Raw genomic sequence first — 25,548 nt, 5'->3', positions numbered from 1 at the left:
ATGCAGCAAAAGAAAATAGAGAAGCAGCCAGCATGCCGGGCTCGTCTGATAGGATCAAAGGATAGCTCCATCATCCCGACGGCTGCCTCGGCTCCGGCCGGAACATCGCCAAATACGATATCTGCTGCTTTCGGTAAATATAAAAGGTTTGTAGAATCTGAAAAATTAGCTGGCGTTCGATCGCAAGAAGCTCATGAGCACAGAGACGGACATGCTTTCGCTGCACGTCGCTCCATTCGTAGGACACAACGGAAACCGTTCTTGTTTTTAAATGAAGGGCGACGGCGAACATATAGCGATGATCGACCGATTTGAACAGAAGATGCACACGCGCATTTTCTTGGCACTGAATCACGCGCAGCCATTGTCCGTGGCAAAGCTCCGCGGTCGTGTTCGTCTCCCTCTTTAACAGCGAGAGCGAATAAGAAAAACGATGGGCCGGCCTTGAATGAAACGGCAAAGACCAGGCGCTATTGATTTCTCGAATAAACACGCGGCACGAGGGCTCACAGCGCTTGCTTTGCTTTTTTTCATGCACGGCAATATCAGCTAGATAAAGATTCACAAACATTCTCCTTTCCTTAAAAATCTTTCAGGCAGCAGGTTTTTTTGGGCTAAAATACGAACAAACTTTCAAAAACCCTTGTACAGCTTCATTCATAAAACGTAAACGGACCAAATATAATGGGACTATCTATCCTTCAACTGAGTTTGATTGGCAGGCCTCCATTTGCTTGCTGAAAGTTGAGATGGCCTCTATCGAACAAATTTTGTTTGAACGACAATCTCCTAATAAGAGGCAGCTCTCATGATGGAAAAAGGGCCAACCATATGCGGCTGGCCAATATGTGAGGGGACGAATCGAGGAAAACCGTTAGATGAGGACATCATCTTTCTGTTTATGGGGAAAATAAGAGGATCCATTTTTAGACGGGATTACTCTTGCGTGTTCCATACGGCGGCCTTGCCGCCCATAAAACGAACAGACTCGGCAATAATCTCGGTCACATATACACGTTTTCCCGCTTGATTTTCGTAATTTCGTGTTTGAATGCGGCCCATGACGCCAATAATCGAGCCTTTGCGGCAATAATGAGCCGTGTTCTCCGCTATTTTTCGCCATAGCTTGCAATGAATAAAATCTGTATCAATTTCACCGTCCGTATTGCGGAAGCTGCGGCTTACGGCCAGCGTCACATTCGCCATCGCTGCCCCATCTGCCGTATAGCGAAGTTCTGGATCTTTCGTCAAACGGCCGACTAACACGACCTGGTTAATCATTCCATTCCTCCCTTCTATCATTATATATTGGCCGCATTTCTAGCATAAATCATGGCAGTTTGATCCGTAAAATAGCGACTTTTGAATTTTTTTATTTACTTTTTCACAAAATATCGATAAGACTATTTTCTAATGATGCAAAAAACGACAAAAAAATTCAATTTTTTTCATTTTTTTATCTTTTTTCGTGTGAAGCTTGTTGATCAATCCCGTTTGTTCATTTTCTTTTTCCAATATGATTGTGTTATAATCTTGTTTGAGACAACATTGACGAGGTGATAAAATGAAAACCTTCAAGCTTGTGGGGGTTCAGGTCATTGACGATCATCTACATCGCCAGCAAATTCCGCTCATTGACGGGCTCATCATCAATAAGGAAGATGGCAGAAACCGATGGCTCGTTGAAACATATATAGATAAACAATATGAACCACTATTCGCAAAACTCCAACGTTCTCAAGATGAAGTTCGCCTCGAAGTGACCATTTCCCACACCGGCAATGATCCAGCTTATATGCTTGCAACCATTCATTCTGTTACATCGATGAAGGAGCATATTAGTGTGCTCATGGAAGGACTTATGATCCGTAATCGAACAGATTTGGCAGAGATTGTGCTTGCCGGGCTTGTTGAAAAAGGATTGCAGGGTGAAGCGCTGCTGAAGGAATTTAAGCATGAGCTTCATGAGCGCCGCGGCATGAAGTGGCGCGAACCTGTAAAAGTGGATCAAGCAACAAAGGGCTAGATGATTCTAGCCCTTTTTTTGTTGCTCTTTTCGGCTGGCTGATGGCGAAATGAAATCCGCCACAAGAACATACCGCTGTTTGGCATTTCCGATAAAATCAAAGGGATAGCAAGTCGTTACCGTTAGCGTCGGCCGCGGCTTCTCCACAAGCACCGTATGGTCGTTTTCCGAAACAATGCGCACCTTTTTCACCCGATAAATAAACTCGCCAGCTTTCGTTTGGACAATCAGCTCGTCATTCTTTCCCACGCTTCCTAAGCGGCGAAATACCGTGTCGCGGTGGCCGGATAGCACGACATTGCCTTCTTCGCCAGGTAAAGCGCTTTTTGGATAATGCCCGACCCCTTTGCGAAGCTGCTGTTCTGTCGCTCCATGATAAATGGGGATCGAAATATGAAGCTTAGGAATAAACAAGGTCCCCATGTGCTCATCCAGTTTCGGCTCCGGCTGACCTGTCTTTGTCTCGACAGATGAGATGACGGGCTTAGAGATGGGTTTAGACTCTGTAGCGATGGGCTGAACGGCACGGTATCCTTCCCAATACGCATACCCATTCCATGCGGCCACCATGCTTCCCGCTATCATCCAGCCAATGGCTACATATTTCCTATACCTCGCTTTTCTCATCTTATTTCACCGTTCTCTCCCGCTTCCGCCAATACATCACGGCTCCAAGCAGAATCATCATCAGACCAAGCAGCATATTCTCCATATATGGCGAGGCCGTATTCGGCATTTTTTCGCCCTGCATTTTCGCTTTCATTTCACCGCCGATTTCCCCAGCGTGAATCAGATTTTCCCCGGCATGAAGGATATACCCTGATTTGAGCATTTCTTCAGACAGCTGCATATCCGCCAAGATCTCTCCTTGAGAGTTGCGAAGCTCAACAAGCAAATCGCGGCCTCCCAGCGTGTTCATATCCAGCAGTTTCTGATAGGATATTTCTTCCTTTTGACCATTCACTAAATAAAATACAGGATGGATTTCTAACGTTGCCAGCATGTCCTCCCAAATAGAGAGCAGCTCCTCTTTTTGTTGCTTCTTCAGCTTCGTCGGATCCTCTATATTGAGAAACCGCTCCATTCTCGCGTCCAGCTTTTTCATTTTCTCGGCCAGAGCTTTTTCATCAAGCGCCATGATATGGTCAAACAAGCGGTTCGCCTCTTGTTCAGTAAATCCGATCGCAGAGAGCATATCATTGATTTGCTGCATCGCCGCATCATGATGCAAATAAAAATGAACCGCCGCATCCAAATCCTCAATAAACGTATAATCCTGCAACGTCTCCCCGAATTGACCGAGCAATGCTTCTAGCTCCTCTTTTGTTAGTTTATGGCGCACAAGCAATTCATTTAATTGCTCCTCTGTAATCGGCGTTCCGAGCCATTGCTTCAGTTCATCCACCGTCGCAAAATCCGCCAGCGTCTTGTCATAATCACTTAAATACTGTTGTAAATCATTCATCGTCCATCCAAAGCTGCTTATGTACGATTGTACTTCTTTCTCGTTCACTTGCGCTGCAGCTGGCTGTCCAAATCCGTCTATACCAATAAAAAAGCAGAAAACGATGACCCAAAGAAGCTTTTTCAACGCTTGTTCCTCCCTTAAAAAAATTCATACGATAGTATTATTTTCCATTATGCATACTCTTATGTATTTACTATCTTTTATTTTTTCAAACATGAAAAAGCTTCTTTGTTTGTGAGAAGTGGATTTAGAAAAGGGGGGCATTTACCGGCAGCACGTCTTCGCCGCTCCCTTATATGAACTCCTGATTAAATGGACATGTCAGCTACATAAGTCACAAGCACAACAGCTAGAGGAAAGAGGAAAGCCATTTTGAAAATGCCCAGACAAAGCGGATGCCATGCTGGTTATGATTCTCGGCAGGGCTCTCGCATTCGTGAACCATAATAAAAACCATCCATCTTCAAAAAACTAGAAAGAGATGGATGGTTTTGTCTTTCGTCTATTCTTTTTGTGCATATACGGGCGCAAAATATGCGTCGTACAGGGCACGGACAGCTTTATTTACCGCTTCTTCCTTCACGCCAAACATCATGCTTACTTCAGAAGAGCCTTGGTTAATCATTTCAATATTAATCTGCGCTTGGGCAAACGCCGCTGTCGCTTTGGCCGCGACCCCGACAGCGCGCTCCATTCCCTCTCCGACCACCATAATGAGCGCCAAGCCATATTCAATATGAATCTCATCAACCTTTAGCTCCGTTTGAATCCGATCCATAATCCGCTGCTCTTTTTCTCCCTGCAGCTGATTGGCACGCAAAATGACCGACATGTTATCAATTCCAGATGGCGCGTGTTCGTACGAGATGCCTTCGTCCTCTAGAATTTGCAGCAGCTTCCGGCCAAATCCGATTTCGCGGTTCATTAAATATTTGCTTACGTTAACGCTGCAAAAACCTGTATCACTGGCGATGCCGGCAACCGGCACATTCCGGTGGTCCCGCTTGGCGACAATCCAAGTTCCGGGGGCCTCCGGGTTGTTGGTGTTTTTGACGCATACCGGAATTCCTGCTTTATATACCGGCTCGAGCGCTTCATCATGAAATACCGAAAATCCCGAATAAGATAGCTCTCGCATTTCACGATAGGTAATTTCCCGCAATTGCCGTGGATTTTCGACCATCGACGGATTGACACAATAAATGGAGTCCACATCTGTAAAGTTTTCATACACATCGGCGACGGCTCCAGCGGCTACGATCGAACCAGTAATATCTGAACCGCCGCGCGGGAACGTGACAATATGTCCTGTTAATGAATAGCCGAAAAATCCGGGGATCACGACAATATTTGAGCATTGCTTCAGCTTGCTCAGCTTTTCATAGGAATCCTGCAGAATTTGGGCATTGCCGGGCTCATCCGTTACAAAAATGCCGGCTTCACGCGGACTTACATAACGCGCTTCCATGCCAAGGCTCCGCAAGTAAAAGGCCATTAATTGGGCATTATGGTCTTCGCCGCTCGCCTTGAGCGCATCAAGCAAACGGAGATGGTCATCATGATAGGCAACGATTTTTTGCTGCAAGTCGGCTTTCATTTGCTCTATAACCTCCGATGCTTGCAGTTCCAAGCCCCTAGCGATATCCGCATATCTCTCGACAACGGCTTCAATCAAGCTGTCGTATTCGTTTCCTCTCATAACGGCTTCCGCCAAGCGAATCAGTAAGTCGGTCACCTTTGTATCGGCTTTATACCGCTTTCCTGGGGCTGATACAACGATGATGCGCCGTTGCTGATCGGATTGGATAATGCCTGCCACCTTGCGGAACTGCTCGGCGCTCGCTACAGAGCTTCCCCCGAATTTTGCTACTTTCATCTTCCATAACCCTCTCTGTTTAAAGATTATTTATATTTTGTTATCATACCACATTTTTTCCGAAGGAGAAGCATTAATTTCTGATAATTCATTCATTTTTGTTGAATATTTCCCGTGCGTACGTTGGCAATGCCCTCTTTGCATACGCCATACGGAAGCCATGAGCAATTGGCGCATAAGTGATCTAAATCGTCTGGACGCACGCTGGCAGCGGTCCGCTGCAAAAGCTCTGATTTCCAATAAATCTTATTTTCTTCAAGCCCTAAATGCTTGATCACTCTTCGATCCATCGCGACCACATGGTCATTGGAACGAGGAGAAGCTTGGCATGTCGACTCTCCGTGATGCGGACAGGTGGAGCATGCTTCATCGAGCGCCACCACCACTTGAATCGGGAAATCTTTTTCTTCATTGCGGATTTCCTTCACAATCTCTTTCATTTTTTCCACAAACGACGGGCTGTATCCCATGCCGCGGAATCCATGGACGCATAATAAATGATGTCCTCTTAGCCGCAATGGCTTCATATTCGTCTTCCCCCTCCCCCATTTTCGATATCCCTTTCATTATACGCCGAAACTTGGACTTGATGTACGAGATCGTCAGAAGTCGCCCCGGTCTGCGCCGCACTTGGAAACCGAAGTCCTCTCGGCGGACGCCTTAAAAAAACCGCCACAATGGGAATTTTTGTTCGATGATTTTATAAATGCCGCAACGCGTCTCAAGCGTGAAAAACAGCAAAGTCGCTTTGGCCCGCCTCGCTTCAAGTGTATCGCGATGCACATCAAGAATCAGAGATGATCCTTTGGAGAGAATGACCTTTGCCTGCTTCTGCTTGTACCGCTCAATACCGTGAATATGGCGCAGAGCGAGCCAAAAGCATTTATCGCTTTCCGGGGAGCAAGTGGGGATCATATATAATCGCAAAGAAGTACAAACACAAATGGGAACCATTTGCTTGAGTCCTAAAATAAGCTTCGCTGCCTCCAATCGTCCTTCGTAGCCGCATCCATAGTAGGTGCAGCTATGCTCGACAATTTTTAACGGCGACTTTTCTACTATATACGTCGCATTGGTTTCATGGACAATGGTGCATAATTGGCCGTACTCATTGTAGAACGGCTCAAGTGCTTGCGTATCTTCCACGATTTCATAGTGCCTTCTCACTCCAAGTTCCCCCTATATTGATAATCATCCAAATTTAGTACGTATGTTCGATTTTCGAACAAAGAAATCTCATCGATTATGACCACCTCCATCTCTATTATACAAAAAATTACAAATTTAAAAATAATTTTTATCATTACGGCAAAATTTTTCCTCCTCACCAGGCTCTCTATTGACTTTCCATTGCCAACAATGGCATGCTAGATGTACATCACTATATACAAGAACAAGGCAGGGACCCATGGATGGAAGTAACAAAAGAAGAACTATCACAAGTGTTATCTGCGTTGATGCAGCAGCTTATCGGCAGCTGGACGAAAGAAAAAATCCACTCCGATGTGCTTGAAGTGATTATGAAAATGAGAATTGACGCTGGACATGAAGAGGAATATATGCAACTGCTGCTTGGAAATGTGGCTTTTGCGACAGAATCGACCTATGCACTGCAAAATGTTTTGCAAACGATTTTAACCAATCAAGCGTTTCCGACGACGGCTGCTGTTGAAGCGATGATGGAAGAAGCGCAGGCCCGCATTCAAGACCAGCTTCCGACTCTTATTGACCGATATGCTTCCCATTTCTCACAGCTGGAGGAGCACGAGCGCAAAATGCAGCTTGAACGGTCATATTGCGCTATTTTAGTGGCCAATCGCATCAAAACTGATTTTATTTTCAGCTTTATCCATGAGCAAAACCAAGAGATTATGAAAAACTTTTTCACCGTTGATCCAAAAGACATGCTGGAAGCCTTCCATCATTTGAGCGGCGCATATGCGACGCTTCTTTTGGAGGGGCTGGAACTGACCTATTAGAAAGGCTGACCGTGTGTCAGTCTTTTTTATATGTTGTATGCAAAGGTAGTGGAACAGTCTTCAATTAAACGATTAAACTGGGGATGTCTATTTTTTTAGACTCCCTAGTTCATTTTAGAGGGGAGCCATGAGCTATGTTAATTGATTTTGACGGATCGATTCTGATAGGAGCCGTCTTATTATGGGGATTTCTTATTGTATTACTTAAATGGAAATTTAAAAAAACGAATCTTTACCTTATTTTCTTTTCCCTATTCTACATTTACCTATGCAATGTATTAAACTATACTCAATTTCCGATTATTTTAGATCCTGAAATGAAAAAGGAAATCGGGCAAAATGTATGGAGAGATGCTAATTTTATACCGTTTAACCTCCATAAAGAAGATATGAAAACATCGCTTCTCAACATTTTATTAACGATCCCTTTTGGATTTGGTATTCCTTTTATTGCAAAGGTTAATTGCAAACGGATCGCGTTATTGGGAGTTTTATTAGGAATTTGTCTGGAATGCTTACAATTAATCATCGCATTAATCGTTGGATTTACTTTTAAATACGTCGATATGAACGATGTCCTATTCAATTTCTCTGGTGCCATTTTAGATACGGCCTCTTTCAAGCGTTCATGATCCTTTTCAAAGCATGGATACATAAACTGAATATTAAATTAAACCCATTTTTGAAGTATATTTACGAAATAAATGAAAACGAAAGATTCCTGTCTCGTTAGCGAAGTGGGAGTCGTTCACATCTTTTATGTCATATTCTACAAAACCCGTGAGTATAATCGTTATCGGGTGTAGATTCATCGTTTTATTTTGACAACCTCCCCATATAATGCTATGATTTTCCTGGGGAGAAATTTCACTATATTTTGTATGCGCTTCCTTTGTAAGCGCATATAAGAGAAACAAAGGGGGAATTTGGATGATTTATACTCAGCCTGGACACCCTGGTTCTCTCATCACGTTTAAAAAACGCTATGAAAACTTTATTGGCGGCAAATGGGTGCCTCCGGTCGACGGGGAATATTTCGAAAACATTTCTCCAGTGACTGGACAGCCGTATTGCGAGGTGCCTCGTTCGAAAGCAGCTGATATCGAGTTGGCTTTAGACGCGGCCCATGAAGCAAAGGAAGCGTGGGGCCGCACATCGGTCACGGAACGGGCCCGCATCTTAAACAAAATTGCTGACCGCATGGAAGAAAATCTGGAAATGCTGGCGGTTGCCGAAACGTGGGAAAACGGCAAACCCGTCCGCGAAACACTCGCGGCCGATATTCCGCTCGCCATTGACCATTTCCGCTATTTTGCTGGCTGCATTCGCGCTCAAGAAGGATCGCTTGCAGAAATCGACAATGATACAGTTGCTTATCACTTTAAAGAGCCGCTTGGGGTCGTCGGACAAATCATCCCTTGGAATTTCCCGATTTTAATGGCGGCATGGAAGTTGGCACCAGCACTGGCGGCAGGAAACTGCGTCGTATTAAAACCAGCAGAACAAACACCAACATCCATCCTCGTATTGATTGAACTCATCGAAGATCTTCTACCAAAAGGAGTCGTCAACGTTGTCAACGGCTTTGGGCTCGAAGCAGGAAAACCGCTCGCCTCCAATCCTCGCATTGCCAAAGTGGCATTCACAGGCGAGACGACAACGGGCCGGCTCATTATGCAATACGCATCGCAAAACATCATCCCAGTTACACTTGAGCTTGGCGGCAAATCACCAAACATTTTCTTTGCCGATGTGGCTGAACAAGACGATGAATTTTTTGATAAAGCGCTTGAAGGCTTTACGATGTTTGCTCTCAATCAGGGCGAAGTGTGTACATGCCCATCTCGCGCCCTCATTCAAGAATCCATTTATGACACCTTTATGGAGCGGGCGTTAGAGCGAGTCAAACAAATTAAGCAAGGCAATCCGCTCGATACCGAAACAATGATCGGCGCTCAAGCGTCTTCCGAGCAACTAGAAAAAATCCTATCCTATATTGATATTGGAAAGCAGGAAGGAGCCGATCTGCTCATCGGGGGAGAGCGCAATTTCTTGGAAGGCGAATTACGCAATGGATATTATGTCAAACCAACCGTTTTCAAAGGCCACAATAAAATGCGCATTTTCCAAGAGGAAATTTTTGGACCAGTCGTATCTGTGACGACATTCAAAGACAAAGAGGAAGCGCTCGCCATCGCCAATGAAACATTGTATGGTCTTGGCGCTGGTGTTTGGACGCGCGACGTCAACACTGCTTACCGCTTTGGACGTGGCATTCAGGCTGGACGCGTCTGGACGAACTGCTACCACGCCTACCCAGCTCACGCTGCATTTGGCGGATACAAAATGTCCGGTATCGGACGCGAAACGCACAAAATGATGCTTGAGCATTATCAACAAACCAAAAATCTGCTTGTCAGCTATTCGCCTCAAAAACTTGGATTCTTTTAATAAAAAACGCCGTAAAGATCGACGGCTAAGCAAACATTTCAACAAGGCAGTGTGCAGCTTGCGCGCTGCCTTTTTTGAAAGGAGGGAAAAATGATGGGCGAACAGCCAAAAGTGATAGCGACGGAAGCGGCGCTAGAATTGATTGAAAAGCTAAAAGCGAAATATGGACCGCTGATGTTCCATCAATCTGGCGGCTGCTGCGATGGTAGCTCTCCAATGTGTTATCCGCAAGGCGAGTTGATCGTCGGCGATTCAGATGTGCTTCTTGGCGAAATCGGCGGCTGCCCGTTCTACATTTCGGCGGCGCAGTACGAATATTGGAAGCACACTCAGCTTATTATCGATGTTGTTCCCGGACGCGGCGGCATGTTTTCGCTTGAAGGCCCAGAAGGGGTGCGCTTCTTAACGCGCTCGCGGGTCTTCGGCTAAAAAACGCGCTAGACCCTGCCAAACTAAGAGGGCCGCATGGTCCTTCTTTTTTATGCCGCCAAACAAGCAGATCTCTTCATCTGCCTCGAGAATATCCAGCACTCCTTCCCCTCCTTAGAACCTCTTCTATATTTTCCTATTTCTTCCGATATAAAAGCGTGAGAAAAGCCCTCAGCAAAAAATATGGAATTTCCATTTGATGAGAAATGTTGTAAAATGGGAGTGGCTTTATTGACTCCATATTTCGACAATCCTGACATCTAGAATCAATGTTTATAGAAAATGATGAGCGCAAAGGCATAGCTCCTCGCTTAAGCTAATGAACAGGCAACCTATCCAACATGTTTTATCAAAAAAAGAAGCGCCAAAAAAATGGGCATACGTGGCATGGATCTAGTTTCTAAGTTCGACCATTTCATTTAGGCTGGCAAAAAAGGAGTGGAAAACGTGATCAACAAATTACGGTGGAAGCCTGTAATCGGGGCGGCAGTTTTATTTTTATTAGCTGCTAGTATACTGGCCTATTTCTTTTTTTTCAAAACTCTACATATACAAGTAAACGGGATGATCACAGATGGAAATATTGAGCTTCAGGCCAAAGACGTCCGTCTCAAAAAAATCAAAAGCGGCACGAAATCATCCATTAAATCCCAAGACTATTTTACGGTCTATCAGTTCTCATCCACGGCGCTTTCGCGTCATTATGGCACACTGACTGTTACCGTCCGAAAATTAGAGAACAACGATATGTTTGTATTTACCAAGTTTCAAAATGAAACGACGCGACCTAGTACGATTGACTTTTCCCTATCGTTCAAGAAGCCTTTTACAAACTATACAGTGACTCGTTTTCATTCTGAAAAAATTAAGCATGAGCATGATTCCACTTTAGGCGTGGACCCTACATCGACACCGCATGGACTCGTTGAGCTCAAAGGCGATGATGCTTATGCGAATATGGTCATTAGCAAAAATTACAATTCCGTGCCATTAGTCAAACAATACAGTGATACGCGAAAAAGCCAATTGCGCGAATTAATAAAAGAAACCGATGAAACGAAAATCACTGGACAAGGGCAGCGCATTGTCATTCATATGCCTCATGTTGCCAAAAAGCAAAGTTTATCGGAAAGCTGGTTCTTATACTCCTCCCAACCGCTTTTTCAAAACATGGAAAATTTTAAAGAATGGGAAAAGCACACCTTGAAAGAGTATAAGAAAATTAACAAATGGTATACCGCTGATGGGCCGTTTGGCAAGCTGCCGTGGTCGATCGAACCGTCTACTAAATTTGGATACGGACGATATTTTGCTCTTGTCCATGATCGACGCTATGCCGACCACTATGAAAAAACAAAAGAAAGATATTTTTACGACTTTATCCTGAACTCAGTGGCCAATTTATTAAATTATGGCGCTCAATTAGGCAAGCCAATTCCAACTGAAATTACGAGCACGTGGCTGAAAAACAATTATGGAATTACCGCTCCGTATTATGATACTCGCTTTAACGAGTATATCGCTATTTATTTAAAGCGGATCAGCAAGCTATTCAACATTCCTGAGTACCAAGATATCGCTCTGTTCTATGCTGATTACTTATTAGACCAGGTGGAAAAAAAGAACTACATCCAAACCGAGAACGGCTATATTATTTGTGATTTTTACGGAAACACGCAAAAGAAAAAGACTCACGCTTCCTTAAATCATTCATTGGGAGAAATGAATTTCCTGCTAGAAAGCTATTTGGAAACAAAAAAAGAAGCATATTTAACAGCAGCGTTACATATTAAAACGGGCATTGAAGACATCGGAGACAGATGGATTAAAGACAACAAAGACTTATGGTATCAGTTAAATCCTGACCTTACTTTTCATGGCACCGATTATCCGCTGTTAACATTAGAGGATTTATTGAAGGCCCAAAAGAATTTGGAAAAGGTAGGGGCAGGGAGAAGCCCTGTTTTCGATCGGTTCATCACTTCAAAAACCCAATACCTTGTCAATCACAACATCGAGATGACGAAAGCCGTGATCGCTTCTCTTGAAGAAGAAGGATTCGGCGATTTGGTGAAAGATTATAAAAACGTATCGGATTATTAAAAAATGATGGGGTGCTTTTCTGACGGCACATATAGCTCCCCTGCAAAAGCCAAATCTATTTTTGACGGTCGGAGGCAATCCAAGACCGGCCTTTGTCACGCCAAAGCAAGACCGAACAATAGGCCGCTTACAGAACAAATGAATGGCGGCCGTCCAACCGTCGAATGTTAAAAAGTCCAGTTGCATCGATCTATCAGACAAAAATACAAAAAGTAGCGGCATTTTCATGTTGATCATTCCGCAGCGTGTTTAGCATAGCCCAAAAAAGAGAGGCTTGAGTAGGCCTCCCTTTTTTCCTTCAACATGTTCCATATTCTTATGCTTCATAAAAAATGGAACGTAAATGATAGTCGATGACCGCCTCGATTTCTTGAGAAGATAACTGATGCGGCTGCATAATGCCATGCATGGCTAAGCCGTCAATAAGCGCATAAAGACGCTCTGTTTCCATTTCAATTGGCACATTAGGATTTACTGCTCCAAGACGAATCAATGCTTCAAGCAACGATCGAATTCCAGAACGAAGCTCCTCATACACTTGTTTGCTTAAAGGCTGGAGTTCCTTATCCCATAGTGCCTTTTGAGTAAACGCCAACCACACCTCCATTTCCTTTCTTGTTTCATCAGTGAGCGGTAAAAGCTCGCATAGGAAACGTTTTACCGCTTCAAGCGGCGGACCGGAAAAAGGCAAGGCGCTCATTCTTTCTTTTACCCGTTCGGAGACAAGCTGCATAGAAAAGGCTAAAAGCTCTGACTGAGAGGCAAAGTAATGCCGCAATGAACCGACCGAAATCCCTGTCTCTTTTGCAATGTTGCGAACCGTTGCTTTTTCCAATCCATCTCTCATAATGACTCTCCAAGTCGCTTCGGCAATCATCTTTCTCTGTTTTTCATGATCCACGATTTTGGGCATACGTATATTATATCACGTTTTTTTAATACAAGTGTGTTATAATATTTTTAGCAAAAATGAAGGAATGTAAAAAGGCTGTAGTCAAAGCCCATGTTGACTTTGGCTACAACCCGCCTTTTCTGTGCGATTATGCACTCGCTTTTTCTTTTTGGCGCTGATCCGACAAGGTGATTTTTCGCAAGGCTAATGTCAATGCCGCTCCACATACGATGAACACAAGACCAAATAGAAACACGGAATGGAGCGACTCGATGAGCGAATGCTTTAAAATAGGAATAAACGCATCTTTCATTTGCTGAGGCATGCCCGCCAGCATCTCTGGACTAAACAACATCGAATACAGCGACTGTGGATTATCATGAATCATATGGGAAAATTTATCCGCCATTTCCTTCGCCTGTGGCGGAAGCGCCGTTAAAGTTGGCATGAGGCGCTCTTCTAAAATCTGACTTGAACGATGATTCATAATCGCCCCTAAAATCGTCATTCCGAACGTTCCACCAATGGAGCGGAAAAATTGGCTTGACGATGTAACGACTCCGATTTCCGATTTCGGGAAGGTTTCTTGCAGAGCCAACGTCAAAAGTGGCATCACTAGCCCGACACCTAATCCGAGCACAATCATATAAAAGGTCGCTGTCCATTTTGTCGTTCCGATATCCATTGTACTAAGCAGACCAAAACCGGAAGCCATGATGAGCATACCAATGATGAGCTGCGGTTTCACTCCGATTTTATAAACAATTCGACCGCCAATAATGCTTCCGACAATCATTGTGATCATCATCGGAGTCATAATGGTACCAGATTGCGTCGCGCTCACGCCGACAACCCCTTGCATGAAGAACGGAACGAACATAATCGCGCCAAACATGCCGACACTCATTAAAAAGCCAAGGCCATTCAATATCGTAAATGTCCGATTTTTAAAGAAATGCATCGGCAAAATCGGTTCTTCGGCTTTTCTCTCAACCAACACAAACGCTGTTAAAAAGACGATGGCTACAGCAAATAAACCAATAATTTGCCAAGATGTCCATTCATACTTATCGCCGCCAAACGTTAACGCCAACAGCAAGCTGACAACGCCGATAATCATCGTACACATACCGGCAATATCAAATTTGACAGGTCCTGTTGCTTGATGCTTATTTAGCCCCATCGCAATGAAAATCGTCGCCAAAATCCCGACAGGAAGGTTGATATAAAACACCCATTCCCAGCTCATGTGGTCGACAATCCATCCGCCCACTTGCGGACCTAAAATGGAGGCAAGACCATATAAACCGCCAAACACCCCTTGCCATTTGGCGCGCTCTTTTCCAGTAAACAAGTCCCCGATGATAATCATGGCCATCGGCATCATAATTCCGCCGCCGATCCCTTGCAGGCCTCGATAAATAATCAATTCGGTCATATGATGCGCCATCCCGCAAAGTGCCGAACCAACCATAAAAATGACCAATCCGGATACATAAACGACTCTTCGTCCTAATAAATCCGCCAATTTTCCGGCAATCGGCACGACCGCTGTCGATGTGAGCATATAAGCGGTCGTCAGCCATGTCATCAGGCCAATCCCTCCAAGCTCACCGACAATGCGCGGCATGGCCGTTCCAACAATGGTTCCATCAAGCGCACCGAATAACATCGCAATAATTAATCCTGTGATTAACAAATTGCGATGCTTAATCGCAGATGGCGCATTTAATATAGCTGTGTCTGACATCGTATCTCTCCTATCTATCATGATGTTAGGTCATATCATATATTCATGAACAATGGTACTTGATGTTTATGAACAGAATATGAACTTTAATGATATTGGGCCATATATTCATGAACGGCTTCTTTTAATGAATCAAGCGCTTCACATAACGGATGAATCTGCTGACTTTCAATATATAATAAAATCCCTTTCACCACATATTCCCGCGGCGCTGATTGCTCATTCATAAATTCCGCCTCAAGCGTATCCAGCGCGGAATGAAGCTGATGGTACGTTTTTTTATCAAGCGACAATGACGATAGCTTTTTCTTTAAGCTTTCCATTTGATCCATCATTTGCATTTTTCGTTTACGCTTTTCCTGTTCAGCCATTTCCATAAAAGAGTGAACCATCTCTTGCTTTAACAGCGGCTCCTCGTGTTCAGAAAAGTGCATGACAATCGCATCAAGCCGACGGACAATAAACGCGGCAATTTCCTTTGCTTGAAACCTATTCGGATGAAACATCATATAAAAGGTGTATTCACGTAAAATGCCGCTTAACATGGCGGCTACGTCATACACATATCTTTCTACTTTTTGGCCATATACCTCAATCAACCGTTGACAATGCCAATTGAATATGCGGGAGCGCTGCATGCGTAAATAGCTATGAAGGTTCTCGTTAATTTTGGGAATTTGCTCCGCCACTACCATCTGAAAAAAATCTTTCTGTGAATGAATGCTTTCTAACTGTACTTCGAGTTGTTTGATCAACAATTCCCTTTCCGATTCCACTTCTCCCTCGTGCTTCGCATGGATAAACTGTGAAAACAACTGATCTAAATAGTATTTGACAACCGAGAGCATCAACTCTTCCTTTGAGGAAAAATGATGATAAAATGCTCCCTTAGAGATGCCCCAAGCTTCGACAATATCTTGAATGGAAGTGGAATAATACCCCTTTTCAGCAAACAGCTTCATCGCGGTTTTAATAAATTCAACCTTGCGTTGCTTTGTCATTCCTATTTTCCACTCCTAAGTCCAAGACACCTTTTGGTTAGGCAGGCACCCTTTTACAAAGACCTTCGGATAAATGGACAGCTTCGTACGAGGCTTCACCAGCTCGGCATGAACGCCATGCTTCTGAAGCTTTTCCACAAGCTGCTTACAAGACAATTCTTCTTTATATTTTCCCATGAAAAAGGCACCTCAATTCGCTCATCGAATTTCGACCAAACAGTCATTCTCATTATAAATACTTTTTCATCATTTATCAAGAATAATATTCAAACAAAAATGACCTATTAGTCAAAATTTTATCGACAAAAAATGACCAAATAGTCAATCTATACATGATCCACAATAAAAATGACCGTTCTGATCTACGCTTTGAATGAACGGTCATCCATTTTGATGTTATTCATCTAATGCCTGTTTTGCCAATGCGAGGGCACCACAGATGCCTGCATTGTCACCAAGTCCCGGCCGCACCACATACTCATCGATATGCTGTAAAATCGCTTCATGCTGAATATAGCCGTTCAAGAAGCCTATCACATAACGGCGAACAGCCGGCAAAAGCTGCGGTTGCTTCATCACCCCGCCGCCGACAATGATTTTTTCCGGAGAAAGAGCCAGGATATATTGAGCGATCGCCTGTCCTAAATAAAAGGCTTCAAGCTCCCACACTTCCGTATGGTTCGTCAATTCGGCTCCCTTCTTACCCCAGCGCTTTTCAATCGCAGGACCCGAGGCCATTCCTTCCAAGCAATCGTTATGAAATGGACAACAGCCGGCAAAACCATCCTCAGGATGACGTCGGACCAGAATATGGCCCATTTCCGGATGCAAGAGCCCATGCAACAGCCGGCCCTCCACGATAGCCCCCACACCGATTCCCGTTCCAACCGTCATATAAAGGCAACTATGGGTTCCTTTGGCCGCTCCCCATAATTGCTCCCCTAAAGCAGCAGCGTTGACATCGGTATCAAAGCCGATCGGAACAGGAAAATATTTGGACATCTCCCCTACAAAGTTAAAGTTTTCCCATTTCCGCTTTGGCGTACTGGTAATGTAACCATACGTATGACTGCTTTTATTTAAGTCAATCGGACCAAATGATCCAATACCGATCGCTTTTAGTTCAAACTGCTGAAAAAAACGGATGACGCTCCGCATCGTTTCCTCAGGTGTTGTTGTTGGAACCCTCTCTCTTTGATGAACGCGGCCATCATCATCTCCGACTGCGCAAACAAATTTTGTCCCACCCGCTTCAATCGCGCCAAGATACATGCTTTTTCCTCACTTTCTGTCCACTTTTTATGGTCACACCAATCCAACCCAGACTTCTCTATGGAAAAAACTAGTCACCCCATGTATAATAAACACCACCACCCTTTAACGGCATTGTTTAGCAGTGCTTCTAAGACTTTCTCGCTAGCATTTATTTCGCTCATCCATGCTTAAAAACCTTCGCTTTTTCGAAGTTTTTTCGCGCCGCAAGACTGGACTGCGATGGTCTTACATACACGCTGCCAGAAAGCTAAATGAAATCGATTCTAAGGCGGTGCGGCAGAACGAAGGAGGCTCATGATGTCCAATAACAGCATGCCGCCTGAAATGATTGGCTTTTTTGTCCATCATACGCAAAATGAACGATACTAAATATGAATAAGGAGAGGATACTTTTGATTCGACTCGCAACAATCGGAACGAACTGGATTACTCAAGAATTTTTACAAGCTGCTCAGCCGATTTCCCAGCTGACATTGACCGCTGTCTATTCCCGGGACGAGGAAAAAGCAAAGCAGTTTGCCGCAAAAACCGGAGCGAAACGCACATTTACTCATTTAGAAGAAATGGCCAAAAGCGATGAGATCGACGCTGTCTACATCGCCAGCCCCAATTCGCTCCATGCCGAGCAAGCCATTTTGCTTATGAATCATGGCAAACATGTCTTATGCGAAAAGCCATTGGCCTCCAATACAAAAGAAGTCCAAGCGATGATAGAGGCGGCTAAAGCGAATGATGTCGTATTGATGGAAGCGATGAAAACAACGCTTCTACCCAATTTCCAAGCGATCCGCCGCCACCTTCATAAAATCGGAAAAATACGCCGCTATTTCGCTAATTACTGCCAATATTCCTCGCGCTATGACGCCTATAAGCAAGGGACGGTGTTAAATGCCTTTAATCCGGCTTTTTCAAACGGCGCATTGATGGACTTAGGCGTTTATTGCCTTTACCCGCTCGTTGTTTTATTTGGAAAACCGCAATCGTTAAAAGCCAGCAGTGTCATGCTGGAATCAGGCGTCGACGGCGAGGGAAGCATCGTCCTTCATTACGGCGATATGGATGCGGTTGTGATGTATTCAAAAATCACGAATTCCTATGTTCCTGCAGAAATTCAAGGAGAAGAAGGAAGCATCGTCATTGATGCCATCCATACTCCGACCAAAGTGGAAATTCGCTACCGCGATGGCCGAGTCGAGGATATTACAGAGCCGCAGACGCATCATCCGATGTATTATGAAGCGCTTGAATGGACGCAGCTTATCACGCGCGGCCAGCGCCAATCAGAAACAAATTCACACGCCCATTCGTTCATCACAGCTGAAATAATGGAGGAAGCGCGAACACAAACCGGCATTCGATTCCCTGCCGACCAGTCGACCCTTTGCCAATAAAGCAAAGGGTCTCATTTTAAGAAATTTTTCGCTTGAGGCGCGCTGGCTTCCTCCGTTGTTGCCACATCCATACAAGGCATAAGGCGACGAGCGCGCCGCAGGCATCAATCACGACATCCGAAAATAGCGCCGTCCTCCCCGGTTCAAACGACTGATGCCACTCATCTGTCGCCGCATAAACGGCCGCAAAGCTCCACGCCCATACATAGGCCCACCGCTTCGGATACAGCGCTTGAAAAACCAGTACAGCCAAAATCCCAAAAGCAGACAAATGAGCAAACTTACGGATGACAAAATTCAAGGGGGAAGCGGCTCCCTCCGCTTCCGCCCATGCTTCGTGACCAAGCCATTTTTGAATGATGCGCGCCGTATTTTCCCCTGTAAAATAGGAAGCTTCGCTAAAACCATAAATCACCAAACACCATATGCCAACTAAGCTCCACCAAATCCACTTGCGAACCATTGCTTTCTCCTCTATTTTTATAATTATTATAATTTGATATTGATTATCACAAAAATATTGTTATACTAAATGTATACGGCGATAAGCGAAAGGAGGAAAAAAATGAAACAAACGATTTGTCCGAAATGCCAGCAGCCGTCTCGCCGCCTCAAGCATTCTCTTTTATGCGGCTGCGGTTTTAAGCTCCTTCGTTCCAAAGGATAACGCTTGCTATTTATTGCGGCGGATATTGACCGTTGTAAAGACGAACTTGTCATAGCGATGTCTGGAAAAAGAATATTCAAATGGAACACCATTATTTAGAAAACCAACCTGCTCGACCTCTAAAATCGGATCATCCGGCGCGCAGTGCAAATACGTTTGATCCAGCTCCGTTGGCTTTGACGCGCGAATTTTCCTATGACAGCCGGCGATCGTTAATCCGAGCCCATGCGTAATATGATTGTAAATGGAAGCATGCAACACATCCTCGTTTAAACCACGGATGAGCGGAGTCGGCATATACGTTTTCTCAATCACATAAGGTTCGTTTTCCACGATGCGAAGACGAATCAGATGGTAGACAGGTGTTGTCAAATCAATCGATAATTGGGCCGCCACCTCTTTGGAAGGAAATCGCACTTCAAATTTTATGATTTGACTTGTAATTTTTTTCCCTTTCAATAAATTCGTCAGACCGAGATTCTCCTCGCTTGTGACATTGACTAAACCATTATGTGCCGCCGATTTCACGATAAACGTACCATGTCCCCGCTTCCGATACAAAAGGCCTTCCATAACCAAAATATCAAGCGCTTTCTTCATCGTCATCCGGCTACAAGAAAATTCTTGAGAGAGCGATAGCTCGTCTGGAATCGGTTCATCGAGCGAATAAAATCCTTCTTGAATTCTTTTGCGTATTTCGTTTGAAATCTGTTCATATTTAAACATCTTATCACCTGATTTTGTTATCAAAAATGCCGATCATTTTGGATCCATATCATTCATGCTGTATTAAAACACTTTTTTCTGTCAAAGACTTCGGTCGCTTGGAGCCACAAGCACTAGTTCATACATCGGTTTAAATCAGCCTCATATACATATAACCTTAAAGATTGAAGAATCCCGTCTATAAAACCCACGGTCAGAAGCCTCTTATGACAAAAACGACCGGCGAAAATAGCCCAACTCCATTATACAAATGTTAATATATCAAGCTACATCTATATAATTCGTGTTCATTGTAAACTGTTCGTTCCCATTATGGCAACCATTTTCTGAATGCCAGCGGCCATTTCATCTTTGTTCTCCTTCTCCCTAAAATCTCACCTCGTGTTCGGCTCGAGTCATCAACAGTTTATTTCATCCCTTTCAATTCGATCGATGGAGCCTTATCGCGACAATAAAATAGAGAAAAAGATGGTCCTGAGACCACCTTTTTTCAAAACCCATTGTTTTGTGATAAAGCTTTAAACCAATATCCGCTTTTTTTAATCGATCGCTTTTGATCATTGTTTAAATCGACCGATACAAGCCCGTAACGGTTTTTATAGGCATTGGTCCATGACCAGTTATCCATGAACGTCCACAGATGGTATCCTTTTACGTGAACGCCTTCTTGAATCGCACGGTGTACCCACTTTAAATGTTCTTTAATAAAATCAATACGATAATCATCACAAATCATGCCCGTCTCATCCCGAAATCGTTCTTCTCCTTCAACTCCCATACCATTTTCAGAAATAAAACATTCAATATTTTCATAGTTCTCCTTTATGTTGATTAAAATATCATAAATTCCTTTCGCGTAAATTTCCCAACCGCGGTAAGGATTCATTTTTCTCCCCGGCATCACATAATAGTCAAAAAATCGCTCCGGCATAAACGGCGCTTCCGGATTGGGCAAATAATCCTTTGCCTTGACTCGACGCGGCTGATAATAGTTAATGCCTAAAATATCAATTGTATTCTCTTTGATAAGTGGCAAATCTCCCTCTTCAATAATCGGGAGGTATCCATACTTCTTCAGCAATTCGACTAAATCCCGCGGATATTCCCCTTTCACTACCGGATCTAAAAAGCTGCGGTTAAAAAATAAATCAGCAATATGCGCCGCTTGGACATCAGCTGGATGCTGGCTGCGCGGGTACGAAGGGGTAAGGTTTAAAATAATCCCGATTTTCCCATCTTTCGCTTTACTGTTTCGAAACTCGCGAACCGCCTTCGCGTGTGCGAGAACAGTATGATAGGCTACTTGAACGGCACGGCGAAAATCTACTACATTCGGATAATGAAAATCATATAAATAACCGCCTTCCACTGGAACAATTGGTTCATTATGCGTAAACCATTTTTTTACGCGGTCACCAAACAGCTCAAAGCATATTTTGGCATACCGCGCATACGCATCGACCACCTCTCGGCTTTCCCAGCCACCGATTTGCTGCATCGCTAACGGCATATCAAAATGATATAAAGTAACGAATGGCTCAATATCATGGTCAAGCAGTCCATCAATCACTTGCTGATAGAATTGAACGGCTTCCGCATTCACTGCCCCTTTTCCATCCGGAATCAACCGGGACCACGAGATCGAGAAACGAAATGAATTATGCCCTGTTTCTTTCAGCAGCTGGATGTCCTCCTTATAGCGATGATAAAAATCGGAAGTCGTTTCTGGTCCGACTCCATCAAAAAAACGATGAGGCTCTTGTTCGTACCAATAATCCCATATATTAGGCCCTTTTCCTCCCTCGCGGCTCGCTCCTTCTATTTGTGTAGCCGAAACGGCGCTTCCCCACCAAAAACCTTGCGGAAAGCGATACGGAAGCTGTTGTTTTGTTTCTTGTATAGCTTTCATTTCCTCAATCACCTTTCTTCTATTAAGATGCATTTTTTGTCGTTTCATCGCTTCCTTCTTCTTGCTCTTTTTGCAAATTCATTCGATCCATAAACTTCAAAAATGGAAACCAGATGAGCAAAACAATCGAAAAGTTCACTATCTGCAAAAGTCCTCCAGCTAATGAGTTGGTGGCCATGATTCCATTAATAAAGATCGGAACGGTCCAAGGAACAGCGACACCTGTCGGCGGCGGGACCATTCCTGTTGACATCGCTAAATAGGTAACAAGCGTAACGGCCATCGGAGCGATTATCCACGGGAATATAATCAATGGATTCATGACAATCGGCAAACCAAAAATAACAGGCTCATTCACATTAAAAAGACCCGGACCAATCGCTAGCTTACCAATTTGCTTCATTTGCTTACTTTTCATAAAAAACAGCATCGCGATGACAACAGCCAGAGTCATCCCTGTTCCGCCCATGCCCACAGTATAAATTTCCATAAATTGTTTGTTAATAATATGAGGGACCTCCCCTTTGTCCATATAGGAATTTAAATTTTCTAACGATAATGTATTCCAAATCGGATCCATGACGGAATTAATGATAATTTGGCCGTGCAAGCCAAAAAACCATAAAATCTGCGTAATGAAGATAGCGGCTAATGTCGGAACGATGCCGCTTCCTAGTCCGACTAAAGGAGATTGAATCGTACGGTAAATGACATCATGCATATTCGTTTGGAAGCCTTGCGTGACAATAATGTTAATGATAAGAAATACTGATAGTGTGATAAGTGCAGGAATAAGTGCTGAAAATGACCGAGAAACAGCCGGGGGAACACCAGCAGGCATTTTGATCGTAATATCTTTTTGAACAACCCAACGGTAAATCTCGCCGGCAAGGAAAGCAACGATCATTCCTAAAAACATCCCCTTTGCGCCAAGCCGATCAAGCGGGATTACGTTGGCCACGACTTCTTTGCCTTCTGTTTGCCAAACAAATGGTGTTAAAATTAAAAAGGACACTAAGGCAATAGCACCGCCGAAAACCGCTTCTACATCGTAGCTTTTGGCTAAATAATAGCCAATCCCGAATACGACAAATACAGACATGATTCCCATGGTCGCTTGTGGAGCCACACTGAGCGCTGCACTGAAGGTACTAAGCGTCCCTTTGCTCATGACTTTATCAAGAAATGGCAAATTGGCGAGCACTACGGCGATAGAACCAAAAATCGTTAATGGAAACGCCAGCATAAATGCATCCCGCAATACCTTTAAATAGCGGTTATTATTCAACTTGCCGGCGACCGGCACTAAAATGCGGCTAAATGTATCAAACCACGTTTGGCTCATTATTCTCTCCCCCTCAAAATTTAAACATTTCGCTCCTTAAACAGCTGGATAAGTTCTTTCACAAGCTCCTTCATTGTCAACGTAGACATGAGATGATCTTCTGCGTGCATCATCAATAAAGAAAAAGAGGCCGACTTTCCGTTCGCTTCTTCCTGAATCATTTGAAAATGAATGCTGTGTGCCGCACTTAAATCTTTTTCTGCTTCATTCACGAGCCGCTCTGCCTCTTCCGTGTGTCCTTGCCGATATTGGCGAAGTGACTCAATGATTTTGCTCCGCGCATTTCCGCTGTGAAGAATAAGCTGAAAGTTAATTTGTTCTGCAGTTAAACCTTCGAATGATGGTTGTTCCATTATAAACGCTCCTCTATTAGTTTTATAGCTTGCTCATACACCTTTTTACCGTCCGCTAATCCATAGGCCACCATATCGATCACTTCTACGGGAATTCCATATTTTTGCGCTTCTTTTTGTAATTCGCCTTTTAAAAAGCTCATTTGTGGCCCAATTAAAACAACATCGGCTTTCTCCATTTCTTTTTTTGCCTGATCTTGCCCGACGGCCCAAATTTCCACTTCCTCTCCAATTTCCTTCGCATAAGCCTGCATCTTTGTCATGAGCAGACTAGTAGACATACCGGAACTGCAAGCAAGTAAAATTTTTTTCATAACCATTGAACTCCTTTCTATTTTTAAGCGCTTTCAATAATAATTATATATTTTTATATTTATTTGTCTATACATTTAATTAAATAAATATCGACAAATCAAAAAAAGATGACGAAAAAAATGGCCTTTTTCATAAACAGCCTTTGTTCCGTCATCCTCTGTCATTTTTATTTAACGTAAGGTACGGCCGGCGATGAAACCATTATTTGCAACCGGCCCTTCACAGTAAACGGGTCTAATGTGTAAGGAATCAGCAAATGATCTCCTTTGTTTAACAAATATGCTTTCCCTTTCGCCCACAGCTCCCCGCAGCCGTTTAGAACGCTCATTAACAAAAAGTAACGAATTGGCTTTACGGTCCATTCTGTTTGAATGTCCCATTTTTGCACAGTAAAATAAGCGTTTTCCACAAATGTCACAATGGTCGCTCCGTCTGCTTCTACTACTTTCGGAGGAAAGGAGTCATCCGTATGAGGTACTGTTATGACATCGATCGCTTTTTCCAAATGAAGCTCCCGTTTTTGCCCTTTTCCATCCACGCGATCATAATCATAGATCCGATACGTCGTATCTGAGTTTTGCTGCGTCTCTAAAACAAGCGTACCTTCACAAAGTGCGTGAATTGTGCCGCTTGGAACATAGAAAAAATCACCTGGCTTAATTTTCACTTTGCGGAGCAGCTGGTCCCACTTTCCCTCCTGCATCATATGAAGCAGCTCTGCTTTCGTTTGTGCATGGTGACCGTATATTAGCTCAGCATCTTCTTTGCAATCAATAATATACCAACATTCCGTCTTACCTAATTCTCCGTTCTCATGCTTTTTCGCATAGTCATCAGACGGATGCACCTGCACCGATAAATCTTGGTTAGCATCTAAAATTTTTGTTAATAGCGGAAAGCGATCAGACGGAAAATGGCCAAATAATTCAGGATGCCGCTCCCACAGCTTCCCTAATGGCCAGCCTTGGAATTCTCCATTTTTCACAACAGTCTGTCCGTTTGGATGAGCGGAAATCGCCCAGCATTCGCCCGTTCGATCAGAAGGAATGCGATAGCCGAATCGGTCAGCTAATGCCGTTCCTCCCCAAATCCGCTCTTGAAAAATCGGTTTCAAGAACAATGGCTCTTGATTCATTCTGTCTCCCCCTTCGTTTTGTCTTATTGTTCCGTCTCCCCCTGCTTCGAGACGGCAGAACCTTCAATGAACATGTTAAAGCATAAACCATTACTTTACAAATCATTCGTCACCTTTTTCACATACTCCACCGAGAAGTCTCCCACCTCTTAATGGAGAGTAAATGAGGGAGGTTCATAAGTGTCGCGACATCCAAGTACGCAGCTGAAGAATTCAGCAAATCAACCGCGCTTGATTACGCTGCCCAAATACGGTTGCGCCAACAAGAATAGAAAGGCTGAACAAACGATCAACAGGCTTGCGGCGAAACATTCTCTAAAGCGAATCGGTACACTTGGGGCAATGCATCATCTGGCTCCGTTCGGACGAAGCTGCTTATGCGACAGGGACAACACGCATGATCGATAGAGGAGATGTGCTATGGCCGTGGCGAACAATGTCAGCCCAGGGGCCGTTC

At 43.9% G+C, this 25,548-nt stretch carries 27 protein-coding genes; 8 read left to right on the top strand and 19 right to left on the bottom strand.

Annotation, left to right across the window (positions count from 1 at the left end; all coding sequences use genetic code 11):
• Positions 1–70 precede the first annotated feature (70 nt).
• The gene (locus GFC28_RS14030; protein ID WP_066150468.1) at positions 71–565 is read right to left on the bottom strand and encodes a hypothetical protein; all 495 of its coding nucleotides are present in this window, start codon (positions 563–565) and stop codon (positions 71–73) included.
• Positions 566–936: 371 nt separating this feature from the next.
• Positions 937–1,281 carry a single-stranded DNA-binding protein gene (gene ssb, locus GFC28_RS14025; protein WP_044742425.1) on the bottom strand — a complete coding sequence of 115 codons (345 nt, stop codon included), beginning with the start codon at positions 1,279–1,281 and terminating at the stop codon, positions 937–939.
• Between the two features lie 283 nt (positions 1,282–1,564).
• Between ssb and GFC28_RS14020 the strand changes: the two genes are divergently transcribed.
• Positions 1,565–2,026, top strand: coding sequence for a YwpF-like family protein (locus GFC28_RS14020; protein WP_044742424.1), 462 nt, complete (start codon positions 1,565–1,567; stop codon positions 2,024–2,026).
• Positions 2,027–2,032: 6 nt separating this feature from the next.
• Here GFC28_RS14020 and GFC28_RS14015 read toward each other — a convergent pair whose 3' ends face one another.
• The 5 genes from GFC28_RS14015 to GFC28_RS13995 form a co-directional block, all read right to left on the bottom strand.
• Positions 2,033–2,653 carry a class D sortase gene (locus GFC28_RS14015; protein WP_156487539.1) on the bottom strand — a complete coding sequence of 207 codons (621 nt, stop codon included), beginning with the start codon at positions 2,651–2,653 and terminating at the stop codon, positions 2,033–2,035.
• 1 nt (position 2,654) lies between these two features.
• A complete protein-coding gene (locus GFC28_RS14010) occupies positions 2,655–3,617 on the bottom strand; it encodes a processed acidic surface protein (RefSeq protein ID WP_052660930.1) in 963 nt (320 codons plus the stop codon).
• A 379-nt stretch (positions 3,618–3,996) separates the two neighbouring features.
• Entirely contained in the window at positions 3,997–5,370 is a 1,374-nt protein-coding gene (locus GFC28_RS14005; protein WP_044742423.1) for an aspartate kinase, read from the bottom strand.
• A gap of 92 nt (positions 5,371–5,462) precedes the next feature.
• Positions 5,463–5,897 carry a DUF1284 domain-containing protein gene (locus GFC28_RS14000; RefSeq protein ID WP_044742422.1) on the bottom strand — a complete coding sequence of 145 codons (435 nt, stop codon included), beginning with the start codon at positions 5,895–5,897 and terminating at the stop codon, positions 5,463–5,465.
• Positions 5,898–6,030: 133 nt separating this feature from the next.
• A complete protein-coding gene (locus GFC28_RS13995; RefSeq protein WP_044742421.1) occupies positions 6,031–6,537 on the bottom strand; it encodes a competence protein ComK in 507 nt (168 codons plus the stop codon).
• A 245-nt stretch (positions 6,538–6,782) separates the two neighbouring features.
• Between GFC28_RS13995 and GFC28_RS13990 the strand changes: the two genes are divergently transcribed.
• The 5 genes from GFC28_RS13990 to GFC28_RS13970 all read left to right on the top strand — a co-directional run bounded on the left by GFC28_RS13990 (position 6,783) and on the right by GFC28_RS13970 (position 12,332).
• Complete coding sequence (locus GFC28_RS13990; RefSeq protein WP_044742420.1) at positions 6,783–7,349, top strand: hypothetical protein; 567 nt, start codon at positions 6,783–6,785, stop codon at positions 7,347–7,349.
• Between the two features lie 134 nt (positions 7,350–7,483).
• Positions 7,484–7,981 carry a VanZ family protein gene (locus GFC28_RS13985; RefSeq protein WP_231883395.1) on the top strand — a complete coding sequence of 166 codons (498 nt, stop codon included), beginning with the start codon at positions 7,484–7,486 and terminating at the stop codon, positions 7,979–7,981.
• A 298-nt stretch (positions 7,982–8,279) separates the two neighbouring features.
• On the top strand, positions 8,280–9,800 hold the full coding sequence (gene adh / locus GFC28_RS13980; RefSeq protein WP_044742419.1) for an aldehyde dehydrogenase: 1,521 nt from the start codon (positions 8,280–8,282) through the stop codon (positions 9,798–9,800).
• 93 nt (positions 9,801–9,893) lie between these two features.
• Positions 9,894–10,229, top strand: coding sequence for a DUF779 domain-containing protein (locus GFC28_RS13975; protein WP_044742418.1), 336 nt, complete (start codon positions 9,894–9,896; stop codon positions 10,227–10,229).
• A gap of 447 nt (positions 10,230–10,676) precedes the next feature.
• Positions 10,677–12,332 carry a hypothetical protein gene (locus GFC28_RS13970; RefSeq protein WP_044742417.1) on the top strand — a complete coding sequence of 552 codons (1,656 nt, stop codon included), beginning with the start codon at positions 10,677–10,679 and terminating at the stop codon, positions 12,330–12,332.
• 316 nt (positions 12,333–12,648) lie between these two features.
• On the opposite strand, the gene GFC28_RS13965 is transcribed toward GFC28_RS13970, so the two are convergent.
• From GFC28_RS13965 to GFC28_RS13950, 5 genes are all read right to left on the bottom strand, one after another.
• On the bottom strand, positions 12,649–13,245 hold the full coding sequence (locus GFC28_RS13965; protein ID WP_044742416.1) for a TetR/AcrR family transcriptional regulator: 597 nt from the start codon (positions 13,243–13,245) through the stop codon (positions 12,649–12,651).
• Positions 13,246–13,372: 127 nt separating this feature from the next.
• A complete protein-coding gene (locus tag GFC28_RS13960; protein ID WP_044742415.1) occupies positions 13,373–14,974 on the bottom strand; it encodes an MDR family MFS transporter in 1,602 nt (533 codons plus the stop codon).
• A gap of 86 nt (positions 14,975–15,060) precedes the next feature.
• Complete coding sequence (locus GFC28_RS13955) at positions 15,061–15,975, bottom strand: TetR/AcrR family transcriptional regulator (protein WP_044742414.1); 915 nt, start codon at positions 15,973–15,975, stop codon at positions 15,061–15,063.
• Between the two features lie 15 nt (positions 15,976–15,990).
• Complete coding sequence (locus GFC28_RS19365) at positions 15,991–16,152, bottom strand: hypothetical protein (protein ID WP_156450556.1); 162 nt, start codon at positions 16,150–16,152, stop codon at positions 15,991–15,993.
• Between the two features lie 219 nt (positions 16,153–16,371).
• The gene (locus tag GFC28_RS13950) at positions 16,372–17,247 is read right to left on the bottom strand and encodes an ROK family protein (protein WP_044742413.1); all 876 of its coding nucleotides are present in this window, start codon (positions 17,245–17,247) and stop codon (positions 16,372–16,374) included.
• Between the two features lie 395 nt (positions 17,248–17,642).
• Here GFC28_RS13950 and GFC28_RS13945 point away from each other — a divergent pair, with 395 nt between their 5' ends.
• The gene (locus GFC28_RS13945; protein ID WP_044742412.1) at positions 17,643–18,641 is read left to right on the top strand and encodes a Gfo/Idh/MocA family protein; all 999 of its coding nucleotides are present in this window, start codon (positions 17,643–17,645) and stop codon (positions 18,639–18,641) included.
• Positions 18,642–18,657: 16 nt separating this feature from the next.
• Here the strand turns inward: GFC28_RS13945 and GFC28_RS13940 are convergent, their stop codons facing one another.
• From GFC28_RS13940 to manA, 7 genes are all read right to left on the bottom strand, one after another.
• The gene (locus tag GFC28_RS13940; RefSeq protein ID WP_044742411.1) at positions 18,658–19,104 is read right to left on the bottom strand and encodes a VanZ family protein; all 447 of its coding nucleotides are present in this window, start codon (positions 19,102–19,104) and stop codon (positions 18,658–18,660) included.
• A gap of 210 nt (positions 19,105–19,314) precedes the next feature.
• The gene (locus GFC28_RS13935; RefSeq protein ID WP_044742410.1) at positions 19,315–20,034 is read right to left on the bottom strand and encodes a GntR family transcriptional regulator; all 720 of its coding nucleotides are present in this window, start codon (positions 20,032–20,034) and stop codon (positions 19,315–19,317) included.
• Positions 20,035–20,524: 490 nt separating this feature from the next.
• Entirely contained in the window at positions 20,525–21,943 is a 1,419-nt protein-coding gene (locus GFC28_RS13930) for a glycoside hydrolase family 1 protein (protein WP_044742443.1), read from the bottom strand.
• Positions 21,944–21,965: 22 nt separating this feature from the next.
• Entirely contained in the window at positions 21,966–23,288 is a 1,323-nt protein-coding gene (celB, locus tag GFC28_RS13925) for a PTS cellobiose transporter subunit IIC (RefSeq protein ID WP_044742409.1), read from the bottom strand.
• A gap of 20 nt (positions 23,289–23,308) precedes the next feature.
• A complete protein-coding gene (locus GFC28_RS13920; RefSeq protein ID WP_044742408.1) occupies positions 23,309–23,641 on the bottom strand; it encodes a PTS sugar transporter subunit IIA in 333 nt (110 codons plus the stop codon).
• Positions 23,641–23,955, bottom strand: a complete 315-nt coding sequence (locus tag GFC28_RS13915) for a PTS sugar transporter subunit IIB (protein ID WP_044742407.1) — start codon at positions 23,953–23,955, stop codon at positions 23,641–23,643. Before GFC28_RS13915 ends, GFC28_RS13920 begins: the two co-directional genes overlap by 1 nt.
• Before the next feature lie 167 nt (positions 23,956–24,122).
• Positions 24,123–25,091: a mannose-6-phosphate isomerase, class I gene (gene manA / locus GFC28_RS13910; RefSeq protein WP_044742406.1), complete on the bottom strand. Its 969-nt coding sequence runs from the start codon at positions 25,089–25,091 to the stop codon at positions 24,123–24,125.
• 180 nt (positions 25,092–25,271) lie between these two features.
• On the opposite strand from manA, the gene GFC28_RS19360 reads away from it, so the two are divergent.
• Positions 25,272–25,499: a hypothetical protein gene (locus GFC28_RS19360; protein WP_156487538.1), complete on the top strand. Its 228-nt coding sequence runs from the start codon at positions 25,272–25,274 to the stop codon at positions 25,497–25,499.
• Positions 25,500–25,548 lie beyond the last annotated feature (49 nt).

Source organism: Anoxybacillus sp. B2M1 (genome assembly GCF_001634265.1).
Lineage (GTDB): Bacteria > Bacillota > Bacilli > Bacillales > Anoxybacillaceae > Anoxybacteroides > Anoxybacteroides rupiense.
This window is presented reverse-complemented; position numbering and strand designations above follow the sequence as displayed.